Source organism: Candidatus Accumulibacter sp. ACC005 (assembly GCF_907163215.1).
In the GTDB taxonomy this organism is placed as follows: Bacteria; Pseudomonadota; Gammaproteobacteria; order Burkholderiales; family Rhodocyclaceae; genus Accumulibacter; species Accumulibacter regalis.
The window spans coordinates 363,898-378,294 of record NZ_CAJQUB010000006.1; the positions used below are offsets into that span (position 1 = coordinate 363,898).

The 14,397-nt window shown below is 67.6% G+C and carries 10 protein-coding genes and 2 tRNA genes; 2 read left to right on the forward strand and 10 right to left on the reverse strand.

Annotated features, from left to right (window positions below; translation table 11 throughout):
• The first annotated feature begins 45 nt into the window (after positions 1-45).
• Positions 46-1,965, forward strand: a complete 1,920-nt coding sequence (locus QZ613_RS08740) for a diguanylate cyclase (protein WP_291982038.1) — start codon at positions 46-48, stop codon at positions 1,963-1,965.
• Between the two features lie 172 nt (positions 1,966-2,137).
• Here QZ613_RS08740 and fghA read toward each other — a convergent pair whose 3' ends face one another.
• From fghA to QZ613_RS08785, 9 genes are all read right to left on the reverse strand, one after another.
• The gene (gene fghA, locus QZ613_RS08745) at positions 2,138-2,992 is read right to left on the reverse strand and encodes an S-formylglutathione hydrolase (RefSeq protein ID WP_291864127.1); all 855 of its coding nucleotides are present in this window, start codon (positions 2,990-2,992) and stop codon (positions 2,138-2,140) included.
• Between the two features lie 8 nt (positions 2,993-3,000).
• Entirely contained in the window at positions 3,001-4,113 is a 1,113-nt protein-coding gene (locus QZ613_RS08750; RefSeq protein WP_291982040.1) for an S-(hydroxymethyl)glutathione dehydrogenase/class III alcohol dehydrogenase, read from the reverse strand.
• Positions 4,114-4,204: 91 nt separating this feature from the next.
• Positions 4,205-4,684, reverse strand: a complete 480-nt coding sequence (locus tag QZ613_RS08755; protein ID WP_291864121.1) for a DUF1178 family protein — start codon at positions 4,682-4,684, stop codon at positions 4,205-4,207.
• A 37-nt stretch (positions 4,685-4,721) separates the two neighbouring features.
• Positions 4,722-4,805, reverse strand: a tRNA-Leu gene (locus QZ613_RS08760).
• Positions 4,806-4,876: 71 nt separating this feature from the next.
• A tRNA-Gly gene (locus QZ613_RS08765) sits at positions 4,877-4,952 on the reverse strand.
• A gap of 157 nt (positions 4,953-5,109) precedes the next feature.
• Positions 5,110-5,484 (reverse strand): biopolymer transporter ExbD, encoded by a 375-nt coding sequence (locus QZ613_RS08770; RefSeq protein ID WP_366144439.1) that lies wholly within the window; start codon positions 5,482-5,484, stop codon positions 5,110-5,112.
• Between the two features lie 57 nt (positions 5,485-5,541).
• A complete protein-coding gene (locus QZ613_RS08775; protein ID WP_291982045.1) occupies positions 5,542-6,276 on the reverse strand; it encodes a MotA/TolQ/ExbB proton channel family protein in 735 nt (244 codons plus the stop codon).
• Between the two features lie 14 nt (positions 6,277-6,290).
• The gene (locus tag QZ613_RS08780; protein ID WP_291922552.1) at positions 6,291-7,067 is read right to left on the reverse strand and encodes an energy transducer TonB; all 777 of its coding nucleotides are present in this window, start codon (positions 7,065-7,067) and stop codon (positions 6,291-6,293) included.
• A gap of 197 nt (positions 7,068-7,264) precedes the next feature.
• Complete coding sequence (locus QZ613_RS08785) at positions 7,265-7,669, reverse strand: DUF4332 domain-containing protein (RefSeq protein WP_291903489.1); 405 nt, start codon at positions 7,667-7,669, stop codon at positions 7,265-7,267.
• A gap of 390 nt (positions 7,670-8,059) precedes the next feature.
• On the opposite strand from QZ613_RS08785, the gene QZ613_RS08790 reads away from it, so the two are divergent.
• Positions 8,060-11,494, forward strand: a complete 3,435-nt coding sequence (locus QZ613_RS08790; protein WP_291982046.1) for a neutral/alkaline non-lysosomal ceramidase N-terminal domain-containing protein — start codon at positions 8,060-8,062, stop codon at positions 11,492-11,494.
• 19 nt (positions 11,495-11,513) lie between these two features.
• Here the strand turns inward: QZ613_RS08790 and QZ613_RS08795 are convergent, their stop codons facing one another.
• A complete protein-coding gene (locus QZ613_RS08795; protein ID WP_291864105.1) occupies positions 11,514-14,285 on the reverse strand; it encodes a patatin-like phospholipase family protein in 2,772 nt (923 codons plus the stop codon).
• Positions 14,286-14,397: the final 112 nt, after the last annotated feature.

Sequence of the window (14,397 nt, forward strand, 5' to 3'; positions counted from 1 at the left end):
TGTTTTGTAGCATAATCGCCCGCAAATGCCGGAACCCAGACTTCCTTGATCAGCTTCGTCGACCCCGAACGCTACCGCTTGATGAAGGCGACCGGCAAATTGCCGTCGCCCAAAGGCGTTGCCTTCGCGATCATCACGCTTCTGCAGCGCGACGATTTCCGGGTCCTGGAACTGGTGCGCCTGGTCCAGTCGGACCCGGCGATTGCGGGGCGCCTGCTCAAGTTCGCCAACGCCGCCGCCTTTGGCCGCACGCGGCCGATTGTCTCCCTGCAGCGGGCAATCGTTGCCCTCGGATCGTTCAAGGTACGCGACCTGGTCATCGGCCTCTCGGTGATGCACAGCCACAAGACAGGCCAGTGCGCCGAGTTCGACTACACGTCTTTCTGGAGCCATTCGCTGGCCACGGGTATCGCTTGCCAGGAGCTCGCCCGTTTCGCGCAGATTTCCAGTGAAGACATCTTCACCATCGGCCTGCTGACCCGGGTCGGCGAACTGGCGATGGCCTCGCTCTACCCCGACGAGTACGCCGCGGTACTGATCGCGGCAAGGGAACTGCAGCAGGATCTGGCGACTCTGGAACGCGAACGCTTCGACCTGGACCACCGCCAGCTCGGTGCCAGCATGCTCGCCGAGTGGGGATTGCCGGACATGCTGATCCAGGCCGCCTACCATCAGGAGCAGCCCGATGTCGCCGGCTTTCCCGACGGCTCGCGCTTGCAGACGCTGACCCACTCGCTCAACTTTGCCTGCTCGCTGGCCGAAATCTGCATGGCCGACGAGGAAGCCCGCTGGAGCCTGCTGCCGGGTCTGCTGACGCGGGCTGCGCGCCTGGGAGTCGGCGGTGACGCGCTCAACGACATGGTCGACCGGATGTCTCGGCGCTGGCGCGAATGGGGGGCGACGCTGCAGGTGCGTACGCAGGAACTGCCCCCGTTCGCCGAAATACTCGCCGCCAGCCCGCCCAGCCTGAGGGTCAGCGCCGCCAACGCCGAGCAAACGGGCAAGGCGGCCGGGCAGCGCCTGCAGGTACAGGTGCTCGGCGTTCCAGCCGCCGAGCTACCCACGCTGATGGAACAGATCGAACAGCTCGGACATCTGCCGGTGCTGCTCGACAGCACCCCGGAAGGACTGAAGCAGGCGCTGCGCCAGCCGGCGCAAATCGTTATTGCCGACATGTCGATGCCCGGACTCAAGGCGGCCGTCTTCTGCCGCATCCTGCGCCAGACGAGTGCCGGCAAGGAGACCTACGCCCTGCTCCTGGCTTCGCCGGAAAGCGAGGGCCACATCGTCGAGGCCATCGACGCCGGCGCCGACGACGTGCTGGTCAAGCCGCTGACCGTACAGACCTTGCGCGTGCGGCTGAATACCGCGACGCGAATGATTCTGCTGCGCGCGGAGATTCAACGCGAGCGCCGGGGCATCATGCGTTCGACAGGCGAGTTCGCCGTCGCCCACAAGCGCCTGCTGCAGGACGCGCTGACCGATACGCTGACGCAGCTCCCGAACCGGCGCCACGGCCTCGACTTTCTGGCCTCGGAATGGGCATTCTCGCAGTCCAACGCGCTGCCCATGGCCTTTCTGCTGCTCGACATCGACCACTTCAAGCGCATCAACGACAGCCACGGGCACCCCGCCGGCGACGCCGTCCTGCGCCAGCTCGCCGACCTGCTCAAGCGGACCTCGCGCGGCGAGGATCTGGTTTTTCGCTACGGTGGCGAGGAGTTCGCCGCGGTGCTGCCGAACGCCAACGCGCGCGCCGCGGCGCAGATCGCCGAACGCATCCGGGCGATGGTCGAGAAATACGATTTCGTGTGGGAACATCAGGCGCTGCCGGTCAGCGTGAGTATCGGCGTAGCGCCGGCCAGTGGTTCCGAAAAGGACAGCCAGGCGCTCATCCAGGCCGCCGACGCAGCGCTCTACCAGGCGAAGAACGAGGGTCGCAACCGGGTAATCGTCGCCAGCTGAGAAAGCCGGGCGGCGGCTGGATTTCGCCCGCCCCACACCGCTCCCCCGCGGCGCCGAATCCGGGCCAGCATTCCCCATCACCCACTCCCCGTCATTGCCAGGAGCGTAGCGACGCGCAATGACGAGCGGGCGCGTGTGGCGGCGGGCAGACCGCCGGCAGCGACCGACCCGCTCAGCGAGCGAGCAGGGCCGCGGCGTGGTGGCGCAGGTGGTCGTCGATGAAGCTGGCGATGAAGTAGTAGCTGTGATCGTACGCGGGGTGCACACGCAGGCGCAGCGGATGACCGACCGCGGCACAGGCCTGGCGCAGCTTCTCGGGCTGCAGTTGGGCGAGCAGGAAACCGTCCGCCTCGCCCTGGTCGACGAGCAGGGGCAGGCGTTCGCCGGCGCTGGCGACCAGCTCGCAGGCATCCCACTCCTTCCACGCGCTACGCTCTGCGCCGAGATAGCGGGCGAAGGCTTTCTGCCCCCACGGGCTGTCGATGGCGTGGCTGATCGGGGCAAAGGCCGACACTGCCCGGTAACGGCCGGGGTTGCGCAAGGCGCAGACCAGCGCGCCGTGGCCGCCCATCGAATGGCCGCTGATGGCGCGCCGCGAGTCGATCGGCAACTGCGCTTCGATCAGCGCCGGCAGTTCCCGGACGACGTAGTCGTGCATCCGGTAATTCTCGGCCCACGGCTGCTGCGTGGCGTCGAGGTAGAAACCGGCGCCATGCCCGAAGTCCCAGGCGCCTTCCGGATCACCCGGCACATGCGCGCCGCGTGGACTGGTATCGGGGGCGACGATGGCCACGCCGAGCTCGGCAGCCAGGCGCTGTGCACCGGCCTTGTGCATGAAATTCTCGTCGCTGCAGGTCAGCCCGGACAGCCAGTACAGCGCCGGCACCTTGCCGCTCTCGGCCTGCGGCGGCAGGTAGACGGAAAACACCATCGCGCAGCGCAGGGTCGCCGACGAGTGCCGGTAACGTCGCTGCCAGCCCCCGAAACAGCGGTTGGCGGCGACTTCTTCGAGCGCGGCAGTGGTCATCGGCAGGCTCAGAAGCGGATCACCGAGCGGATGCTCCTGCCTTCGTGCATCAGCTCGAAGGCGTGGTTGATGTCCTCCAGCCCCATGGTATGGGTAATGAAGGTGTCGAGCGGAATCTCGCCACTCTGCGCGCGTGCCACGTAGCCCGGCAGCTCGCTGCGGCCACGCACGCCACCAAAGGCCGAACCGCGCCAGACGCGGCCGGTGACCAGCTGGAACGGTCGCGTCGAGATTTCCTCGCCAGCGCCGGCGACGCCGATGATCACCGATTCACCCCAACCCTTGTGGCAGCATTCGAGCGCCGCGCGCATCACCTTCACGTTGCCGATGCATTCGAAAGAGTAATCGACGCCACCGTCGGTGAGGTCGACGATCACTTCCTGGATCGGGCGATCGTGATCGGCCGGATCGACGCAGTCGGTCGCGCCGAGTTGCCGGGCAATGGCAAACTTCGCCGGGTTGGTATCGATGGCGATGATCCGCGACGCCCTGGCCATCACCGCACCGATCACCGCCGACAGGCCGATACCGCCGAGTCCGAAGATGGCCACCGTTGCCCCGGGCTCGACCTTGGCGGTATTGACCACCGCACCTATGCCGGTGGTCACGCCGCAGCCGAGCAGGCAGACCTTCTCCAGCGGCGCATCCTTGGCGATCCTGGCCAGCGAGATCTCCGGCAGCACGGTGTATTCGCTGAACGTCGAGGTGCCCATGTAATGGAAGATCGGCTTGCCCCGGCGCGAGAAGCGACTGCTGCCGTCGGGCATCAGGCCCTTGCCCTGGGTGGCGCGAATGGCCTGGCAGAGGTTGGTCTTGCCCGAGGTGCAGAAGCTGCACTTGCCGCATTCGGGCGTGTACAACGGAATGACGTGGTCGCCAACGACCACCGAAGTGACGCCCGGCCCGACGGCCTCGACGATACCGCCGCCCTCATGACCGAGAATGCAGGGGAACAGTCCTTCGGGATCGGCGCCGGAAAGCGTGAACGCATCGGTATGGCAAACACCGGTGGCGACGATGCGCACCAGCACCTCGCCGCTGCGCGGCGCCTCGACGTCGACTTCGGTGACTTCAAGAGGCTGTCCTGCAGCCCAGGCCACGGCAGCGCGTGCTTTGATCATCGACAACTCTCCTTGATGGTTGGGGTGACCGGCGCCGGCACGCACCCGTGGCTGGCCATACCCGGCGCAGCAGGCTGCCGTCGGCCGTGCATCAGTGCAGGTCTTTCACTTTCAGGTGTGGCAAGCGGAGCACCTCGACCCCCTCCTCACGCAGCGCTTCGTATTCCTCGTTGCTCGCCTGGCCGCGAATCGAGCGTTCCGGCGCCTCCAGGTAGTGGATCCTTCTCGCCTCTTCGGCGAAGCGGTCGCCGACATCCTCGCAATTGGCCAGCAATATCGTCGTCAGTTGGCGCAGGGTCGACCGCGCGCCGGCACGCGGATCGATGGCCGGCGGTTGCCCAGACGCCACGGGCGCGACTGGTACGGCCGCGACGGATGCTGGCGCTGCGTCTTCCGCGATCTTCGCCTGACCACCGACATGGAGCGCCGACGGTACGCGACGAACCTGCAGCGAACCGCAGTCCGGGCAGCTGATCAGGGAACGCGACGACTGGCTGTCGAAATCCTCGCGCGACTGGAACCAGCCTTCGAAGCGATGCTCGTGCTGACAGGAAAGGTCGAAAATGATCATCGGAAACCAGGGCAGAGGGCCGGCGGTGAAAGGGTCGTGCCCGGAGCCGGGATCGAACCGGCACAGCCGCAAGGCCGAGAGATTTTAAGTCTCTTGTGTCTACCTATTCCACCATCCGGGCGCGGCGGCCAATTATACCTGCCCCGAAATGAAAGAAAGGGAAAGTGCGTGGCGCACTTTCCCTTCGATGTCTGGAGCGGGAGAAGAGTCTCGAACTCTCGACCTATACCTTGGCAAGGTATCGCTCTACCAACTGAGCTACTCCCGCTTGGAAGCATTTCTGGCGCCGCGCAGTGCGTCCGGGAGACCCGGCGCGAAGTGCAGGATTCGCGACAACCAGCGCCGCGCATTATCCGCATGCCTGCTGGCGCTGTCAACCCGTATCGTGCGGCACTGCGGTACACGGCGGGCGCTGCGGCGGCCGGCTACGGCAGCGGTTCGGTGACGAAGGCTATTTTCACCAGGCCGGCGCGCTGGGCGTCGGCGAGAACCTCGGCGACGCGCTCGTAGCGCGTTCCGCGGTCGGCGCGCAGATGCAGCTCGACCTGCCCGTCGCCGGCGCTGATGGCGAGCAAACGCGCGGCCATCTCGCTGCGCTCGACGGGCTGGCCGTCGATGAAGACGTCGCCGGCGGCATCGATGGCCACCGACAACACCCGCGGTGGATCATCGAGCCTGCTGGCATCGACGCGCGGCAACTCGATCGGCACCGCGTCGTGAAAGAGTGGCGCGGTGATGATGAAGATCACCAGCAGCACGAGCATCACGTCGACCAGCGGCGTGGTATTGATTTCCGCCATCGGCTGGCTGCTGCCAGTGTTTTCGAACGAACCAAAGGCCATTGTGCCCTCCCTTGCTCAGCCGCTGCGCCCGCCACGAACGACGCCCAGATCGACCAGCTTGTCGCCCGGCCGCCCACGCAGACCGGTGGTCAGGTAGGCGTGCAGGTCGTGCGCAAAGCCGTCCAGCCGAGCCAGCGTCAGGCGATTGCCGCGGGTGAAGGCGTTGTACGCAAGCACCGCCGGAATGGCCACGAAGAGGCCGCCGGCGGTCATGATCAGCGCCTCGCCGACGGGACCGGCGACCTTGTCGAGGACCACCTGCGTGGCCCCGGAAAGGCCCACCAGCGCGTGGTAGATTCCCCACACGGTCCCGAACAGGCCGATGAACGGTGCCGTCGACCCTACCGAGGCGAGAAAGGTGAGCCCGGATTCGATACTCGCCTGCGCGTCGACGATCTGGCTGCGCAGCGAGCGGGTGACGAACTCGCTGACGCTGACTCCGGCGCCGATGCCGCGATCCGAGTGCTCGCGATGCAGACCCGCGGCGTTGGCGCCGGCGACCGCCATGCTGGTGAAAATGCCGGTCCTGTCGTGACCGCGGATCGCCTCGATCGCCGCCGGCAGGCTCGGCGCCCCCCAGAACGACGCCAGCGCGCGTGCATGACAACGCTTGGCCTGCCAGACGGCGTGCGCCTTGACGGCGATCACGTACCAGCTGACCACCGACAGGAGGACCAGCAGTATGGCCACTGAATGCGTCACCAGATCGCCCTGCGCCCAGAACTGCGCCAACCCCAACTCCATTCGCATAATGCCTTCCTGTCCTAATCCTGCAGATTGAATTGTAACGGCACCAGCACCGACGACTCGATTGCCGCGCTCCCACGGCGGGCGGGAACGAATCGCCAGCGTTCGACGGCGTCCATGGCCGCCTCGTCCAGGCGCCGAAATCCGCTCGCCTGTTTGATCTCGACGCTCACCGGCAGGCCCTCGGCACTGACTACGACGCGCAGAACGACGCGCCCCTCCTCGCCCAGGCGGCGCGACGCCGCCGGATAGAGCGGACGCGGATTGCGCAGATAGTCGGCGTCGAAACGAGCGCCGACCACCGCGGCAACCGGCGCCGGCGCCGGAGCCGGTGCAGCTTCCACTCCTGGCGACGGCGCCTGCGGCGCGGCGGCGACAGAAGTCGTCGCCGGCGCCGTCGCGGCCGCCGTGAGCAGCGGCGGCGAGATTCTTCTTGCCGGCGCCGCCAGAACCGGTGCCGGCTTCGGCCGAGCGGGCTTTCTTACTGGTTTGGCAGCCTTCGGCGCAGGGGCCGCCACCGGCGGTTGCACGTTTTCTGCCGGCGCCGCGATCCTGGTCGGCTCGGCAACCCGCAGCGGCGGCGGGCGAAGTTCCAGCACGCGAACGCTCAGCGCCGGCAAGGCCGCCGCAGGGCTCTGCCGGCTGACCACGCCAAAAGCGACAAACAGCCCGGCCAGGTGTACGCCCAGCACGACGACGACGAACACGGCCAGACGCCAGGCGGAAGGCCGCCGTTCTGGCGGCAGTTCGAAGTACGCGGAGGGGGAATGCGTCGGGCGCGGAATTTCGCTCAAAGTCGGTCGGCTTTCAGCGTGAACCGAAAGGTGAGGTGAAGGGCGACATTCTATGCCGACGCGCCCGTATCCGGCTGCGGCATTTGGTCCCAGCGCCTTGCTCGGCGACCGGTGAAGCCCGGCGAACGACCCTGGTCGGCGATCAGGCGGCAGGCGACGGCGAACCCTGCTCGCCTGCCGGGCGGCTCATGGCCAGCCTAATGCGTGATGACCCGCGGCAGGTCCTTGGCCTGCCCCACCCAGTCCTCAACCTGCGCCAGGCCTGGCACCTGGCGAACGAGCTTCTTTTCCTCGTTCACCTCAGCCATTCTTGCGTGCAGGTTGGCCGCGTTGCGCTGCGCGAGCTCGGGAACCGTATCGACGCCGGCGCATTCGAGAAGGTCGGCATACTGGGTGCTGACGCCCTTGATTCTCGACAGGTCGGCGCGATTGGCCCAGCCGAGCAGGAGTTTTTCGCTGATCCCCGTTTTCTCCGCAGTTTCCTTGCGCCCGCTTTTTTGGCTGCATGTCGTCAACAGGCTCTCCAGCGAAGCGATTCCCGCCTCGGCAAGCTTGGCCGCGTAGGCCTCGCCAATTCCTTCGATTTCAGTCAGTTTTGCCACGTCCTTGTCTCCTTGGATGGTTGATTGATGACCTGCGCGGTCCCTGCCGCCTGCCTTAAATCGACTTGCTCGAGCGCTGCGCTGGTGATCGAGAAGTGCAAGGCGAAGTGGTGGCGGCGAACGCCGCGCTTGCAGCGACACGATAGACGGTGCCGAGGGCATTGTAAGGCCGGGCCAACGCTTGTCAAAAAACTGCAGCGCGCCGACGGCCAGAAAGCGGCTCGCGCAGGGTCAGGAAACGCGTCACAGGCGACGACCCATTGCAGTCCGTGCACGATCTGTCAAGATCGAACTGCCCGCCTGTCATTGGGCACGCGCCGTCGATGCGCAAGCCTTGCGTTGCCCCTTCAAGCAGCCGCTTTTCGTTCCCCACTCGCGCGGAGACGACCCATGCCCACCCCCGTCATGCCCACCGATCTGAAACTGGCCGTCAACGCCTTCATGGCCGACCACCGCGCGCAGCTCGCCCTCGCCGAGAGCAAGGCGCAGCTGAGCGAACTCGGCGCCTTCGGCCGCAGTCTGCGGCTGTCCGGTAATGCCCAGGCCCCGCTTGCCGAGCAACAGCAGGGGGCCAGGACGGCGCTGGAGTGGATGATGAAGGTCCCCGAAGCGCTGCTCGACAATGACGCCGCGCCCCTGGTCAAACCCGCGTCGCTGAACCTGAAAGCCGCCCACCTGGCCGTGCAGGATGGGCTGCAGGTGCTGACCCTGGGCGTAAAGGCCCTGCTTGGCGCCGGCACGCCACCCGCCGGCAAGGCGCCGCAAGCACTCCTGCAGCTGGCCTTCGGTGCGGATGCGGCGTCGATCGCCCTGCGCAGGCCTCTGCTCGACCGCAAGGCACCGGGTTTGCCGCCCGCACCGGGGCTCGACCACCCCGGCCTGGCGGGACTTCCCGACATCGACCGGCTGGTACGCGAGGGGACGCTGCGCGAGCTGGTACGCACCTTCGCCGAGTGCGGCTACGCCGCGCAAATGGAGAGTGACTGGGTCGACCATGTGCTTCCCTTCGCTCGAGTGACCCGGTTGAAGGCCGATCCGCCGTGTGCCGGTGGCCAGCTGCATATCAGCTACGAGCGCTTCGGGCTGCAGCCGCCCGCCATCGACCAGGTGGCCGACATCGTGGTCGCGTTGCCCACACGCAACGGCTGCACCCATGTCAGCCTGCGGCAACTCGATCCCGACTTCTTCGACCCCCGGCGCTGGCGCGACGCAGGCACCCTCGCCTTGCCTCTGCCGGCGGACGTGGTCGGTGGTGCAGTGGGATTCTTTTCACTGCCACCGCCCTTCGCCAGTGGTGGTCCGTGCACCGGCGGCAGCCTGGCCACGGCGGCGGGCATGTTCCAGAGCGTCATGGCCAAGCACGCGGGAGACGCCTATGCGCTGCAATTCGCTCAGCAGGTGGTGGACCTGGCCAACCGCGCCGAGGCCGGTCGCCACCGGCCGCTGCCCTGTGCCGTGCTGCAGCGCGACAGGCTGAACCTGCTGAGCGCCGGCGCAGCGATCATCAACGGCTTCGTCGTTGTCGAGCGGGGCAACGTCCACCCGCGCGGAAGCGTCACTCTCGAGTGGTCCACTTTCAATGCCCAGCGCGTGGAGATTTTTGCGCGCGACGTGGCCGGCTCGGAAAACGAGCACCAGTTACCGCCTGTCGGCGCGCTGCTGGCCCCGCACGGGCGTATCGTGCTGCCGGTGCCATGCACCCGGCGCTGGGAGGCCGAGTACGTGCTGCTGGCCAGCAACGACAACGGCTGCACGGCACAGCCGGCGCAGGCCACGGTCAGACTGCAGAGCGGCTTCAGCGACTACCGCGTCGGCTGCGCCCGGGCGAGCGTCACCGACCGCCGCAAGGGCCTGGGCATGGCCGGCTTCGCCTACAAGCGCCAGACGACATCCGGTGACGTGCTCAGCGAGCAGTTCGCACGCGCCTTCGTGGTCGAGGAAAACAGTGCCGCTCCGAATCGGCAGCGCCTGATCATGGTCGTGGCCGACATCTGGACGTGCACCCAGATCGTCAAGCGCGAAGTGATCCGGCGCGTCAACGAGCGTTTCAACCGGCCGGCCAACGACCCGGTAGTGAGCATGGACAACCTCCTGATCGCCGGCACGCACACCCACGCCGGACCGGGTGGCTATTCGGAATACCTGCTCTACAACCTCACGGTCGGCGGCTTCGAGCAGGGGGTCTTCGAGACCATCGTCACCGGCATCAGCGATGCGGTGACGCATGCGCTGACGGTCACCGCCCCCGGGCGCATCTACATCAACGCCGCCGAACTGCCCGACGTCGGCGCCAACCGCTCGTTTGCCGCCTACCAGCGCAACCCCGAGTACGCCGCGGGCGCCGGACCCGAGCAGTGGACCGACCGCGAGATGCTGCTCCTGAAGTTCGTCGTTGACGAGAACAACCGTGGCCGGCAGCGGCCGATAGGGGCGCTCAACTGGCATGCCGTCCATCCCACCAGCCTGGGCCAGTTCAACCGGCGAATCTCGGGGGACAGCAAGGGGCACGCCGAGCTGGCCTTCGAAGCCGATATCCAGAACCGGCCCGACTGGCGTGGCGGCAGCTTCGTCGCCGCCTTCGGCAACGGCTGCGCTGGCGACGTGTCGGGCAACCTGGAACTCGATGCGCAGGGCAACGAAACCTCGTTCAAGCCGCTGGGCGGCGAGTTGGTGCTGCTCGACGTGCTGCCGCCAATGCTCGGCAAGGAACCACCGGACGGTGGCGTGTTCCCGCCTCTGTTGCGCGCACCCGACGCCTGGACGCGCGACCAGGAGCGCATGCGCCTGCTCGGCGATCGCCAGTACCAGCACGCCATCAAACTGTTCGACAAGGCGACGACCGAACTCACCGGCCCGCTTGCCTGCACCAGCCTGTTCCTCGACATGGCCCGCGGCATACCGATCATCGGGCTGCCCGGCGAGCGCACCTGGGCGGCTGCACTGGGCGTTTCCTTCGGCGCGGGCAGCACCGCCGACAGCATTGCCTACGCCACGGTCGGCCCGCTGGACATCGACGCGGCGATCGTCGAAGGCATGACCCGCGCCGAGTTCACTAGCGGCGGCATCCAGGCCTGGAGCACGGGGCTGTTCCTGCTCGGCACGCAGGCCCCGGCGCTGGCGCTGGCGCTCTCGTCGGGAATCGTGCCGGCGGGACCGGCACTCAGCGTTCTGCTGCAGGCCATCGCCCTGATGCCGGGGATGCCTCTGGCACGCTCGTATTTCTTTGCCAGTCTGGCCCCGCTGCTGCTGCCCGGAGAGGCCAACGCGCAACGCCCGGTCGTGCCTGGCAAGGTGACCGAATGGGAGATGCCGATGCCGGACAGCCTGGACGCCGCCTTCGTGACCGGTCACGGCGACAAGCCGGTGATGTTTCCGGTCGGGCTGAGCAAGCTGCGCTCGCGTCCCGAGGCGGGCGGCGCGTGGACCAGCGTGGACTGCCCGATGGTCCCCAACGTGGTGCCCCTGCAATTGCTGCGCATCGGCAGCCTGGCCGTGGCCGCGGTGCCGGCGGAGTTCACCGCCACGTCCGGGCGACGGCTCAAGCAGCGACTGCACCAGGCCTTCGCCGGCAAGCTCAGCCACGTCGCGGTGTCCAACTACAGCAACGGCTACTCCGGCTACGTGGCGACCAGGGAGGAGTACGGCGCCCAGCACTACGAAGGCGCGTCCACCCTGTACGGCCCGCACACGCTGGACGCCTACCTGCAGACTTTCGCGGCCCTGGCTGTTCGCCTGCAGGGCGGCAACGTGCCCATCTTCGGCGCCAGCGCGCCCTTTGTCGCGCCGGCGATCTACCGCAAGCAGGGCGCGGCCAACACGCCCTGAGTCAACGGCCGCCGGCGCCTCAAAGCGCCGCCGGCGGCGTCGCCGCGGCCACCTGGCGGACCACCGAGCTGACCATCTCGGCCCAGGGGTTGAGGTTGCGCGGCAGGTAGTCGCAGGGGCCCCAGGCCTGCCAGCTCCTTTCGATTCCCGGCGGCAGGCACTGGCGCCGATTCTGGCACAGCTGCAGGCGCTGGGCCATCAGCTCGCGTTGCCGCTGCAACTCGATACGCACCAACTCGAGAGCCTCCGGGCTGGCGGCGAACTGGATTTCAACCAGTCCCACGTCGGGCGGGCAGGCGCCGTTGGCGAGGAACGACTGGCGCCAGCTGATCAGCCGCGAGCGCACCCACTGGCTGCTGTTGTCGCGCAGATAGCGGCGCAGGGAAGCGTCTTCCTGCAGCTCTTCGTAGGCGCGCAGGTAACCATAGTCGCGGTTTATCTGCACCAGGCCCGCCTCGATCTGGAAGGTGCTGCACACCTCGATCAGCGGCTCGATCACGCGCACCGGCACACCCCAGCCGGCATAGGGTGCGAGCTGGCGCCGTTCGCCGGAGTCGAACAACAACTCGAAGCTGCGCGCGCCGATATCCTTGAGCACCGCCCGGTCGAAATTCTCCACCGCCGGCCTTGGACTGGCAAGGATGGCGATCACTTCGTCGGCGCCGGCCTGGAGCGCGGCCTCGATGGGGATGTTCTCGGTCACCCCGCCGTCGCTGTAGTGCGCGCCGTCGCCAAGGCGCACCGGCGCAAAGGCCACCGGGATCGACGCCGATGCCTGCAGGGCGCTGATCAGGTCGTTGTATGCGCGGCCGCTGGCAAAGGCACCGGTTTCGGTGACGTATTCGGTCGCCCCGGTATCCAGGCTGGTGACGGCGACGCGCAGCTTGATTCCCGAGCTGGCAATCCGCGCCGGCTTGACCGAGGCCTGCAGCTTGCCCAGCACCGGGTCGAGGAGGAGCAGCGAGCGACTGTTCACCAAGGCCTGTGTGGCCTGGATGATCTTGCCCACGGTCAAGCCGATACGCAAGGCTTCATTGACGATGTTGCTGACGGTAAACACCACCCCCGCACCGCCCATGTTGCCCAGCTGCGACGCCACGCCGTTGAAGGCCGAAGCGACCATGTCCAGGGTTTGCGCCGTCGGTGACGGCGTCGGATGCCAGGCCAGCATGCGCTCCAGGTTGACGTTGTCGAGCAGCCGCAGGCCTTCGCTGCCGAGGTTGCGCAGCAGGCTGCGCAAGGGTCCGCTGAGAGAGAAGAAATCGGCCGGCGTACGCAGGCTGGCCCACAAGGCTTCGAGCTCGGCGAGTCCGTTGGCACCCTCGGCGATCTTGGCGGCGTTGAGCGCGCCCACCGAGGCACCGCTGACGATGTCCGGGCGCAGCCCGTAGGCGTCGACCAGGCAGCGCATGGCGCCGACCTCGAAAGCGCCTTTGGCGCCGCCGCCGCCCAGCGCCCAGGCGCTGCGGCTGCGCATCTCGACGGCCAGCTCGGCGCTGACGCTGCCACAGGAGTTGCTGGCGGTAAGGATGTAGCGTCCGCTCCACGCCCCGCTGCCGCGCAAGGGGGCAAAACGGTGCGCCCCCTGTTCGGCAAGCGTTCCCGGCACCGTCGGCAGTTGCCGCGGACCCGCCTTGCGGATGCTCACCGTGTCGGCGTTGACCACGTGCCAGTCCAGCACCAGCTCGCTGCTTGGACGCAGCAACACGGGATTGCTCTGGTTGCCCGTAAAGGCCACCACGTACGGCTTGCCACCGCGAAACCAGTTGCCCTGCGTCGGCGTGATGGCCGCGCTGTGGAACGAATCCAGGGCCTGCATCAGGTCTTGCATGCCTGCCGCCGCCTTGGGCCCCAGGCAGTGGGCGACCTCTCCCGCAAAGGCCTGCGCTGCCGGCCCCACCAGTTCACCGGCCTCGGCATTGCCGTCGACAAAACCCACCGCCCCGACGCCGACCTGCGCCGGGGCGGTGGCGCGAATCAGCGTATCGCTCCAGTCGCTGGCCGGCACGCTCACGACGACGTTGCCGGAGCTGCTGGGGAACACCAGCGAACGACCCGCCGGCTGCGGCTGGCCAAAACCGTGCCCGTGGATTTCGACCCGCGTACCCGGGCAGCCACGCGCTGGCGACAGGCGCTCGATCACCGCCCCGCCCGCTTCGCGCGGCGCACTGCTCAGCGCCGCGCCGAGCTGGTGCATGGCTTTGTACACCCCGACCAGGCAGGTGTTGCCGAGCAGCTTCTGGTAAGGGATCAAGGGCATCTCCGGCGTCCCCAGCTTGGGCAGCCCGGGCATCGGAAAGGCAAGCCGGCCGAGCAGGCCCTTGCGCAGCTCCTGGCGCAGCGGGTCAACCCCCAGGGCGAGCTGGAAGCTGGCGTCGCTGCGCTGATCGTCCCAATCCCCGCTCGCCGCACCGAGCAGGCAACTGGCCAGGGTCAGTGCGGCGTTGACCGCGTAGGCCTCGGCGGCGTCCGCGTACTCGCCTTCCTTCTGGCCGAGCAGCGCCGGCGCGGCCAGGGCCGGCTCGGGCAGCAGGTCCTCCAGGGGGTGCGACCAGGCGGCCATGTCGCCCAGTTGGGCCATGGCCGCCACGCCACCCCAGCGCGGCACTGCCAATACCCGCCCCGCACTGAGCAAGCCATCAATGCTGCCCAGGCCCAGTTTGTCCACACGGGCGCGCTCATCGTCGGGCAGATCGAGGGTCGCGATGGCCAGCGGGCGCAGTGATGGCCGCTGCACGGCATCGAGAGTGGTGGGCAGGAGCTTCAGGCTGGACTGCAGGTCATAGGGCACGGAACGCTCCTCGGCAAGATTGATGATTTTTCGACTTTATATCCCGGCGCGAGCGCTTTTCGCAAACGGAAAAAGAGCGCCTCCCGGCCGGCCGACGAATGGACTCGGCGCC

What these genes read in the sequence shown, in the direction of transcription:
- QZ613_RS08775 (WP_291982045.1), bottom strand. Translation starts at nt 6,276, where the DNA reads ATGCGAATGGAGTTGGGGTTGGCGCAGTTCTGGGCGCAGGGCGATCTG.
- fghA (WP_291864127.1), bottom strand. Translation starts at nt 2,992, where the DNA reads ATGACCACTGCCGCGCTCGAAGAAGTCGCCGCCAACCGCTGTTTCGGG.
- QZ613_RS08755 (WP_291864121.1), bottom strand. Translation starts at nt 4,684, where the DNA reads ATGATCATTTTCGACCTTTCCTGTCAGCACGAGCATCGCTTCGAAGGC.
- QZ613_RS08750 (WP_291982040.1), bottom strand. Translation starts at nt 4,113, where the DNA reads ATGATCAAAGCACGCGCTGCCGTGGCCTGGGCTGCAGGACAGCCTCTT.
- QZ613_RS08790 (WP_291982046.1), top strand. Translation starts at nt 8,060, where the DNA reads ATGCCCACCCCCGTCATGCCCACCGATCTGAAACTGGCCGTCAACGCC.
- QZ613_RS08770 (WP_366144439.1), bottom strand. Translation starts at nt 5,484, where the DNA reads ATGGCGGAAATCAATACCACGCCGCTGGTCGACGTGATGCTCGTGCTG.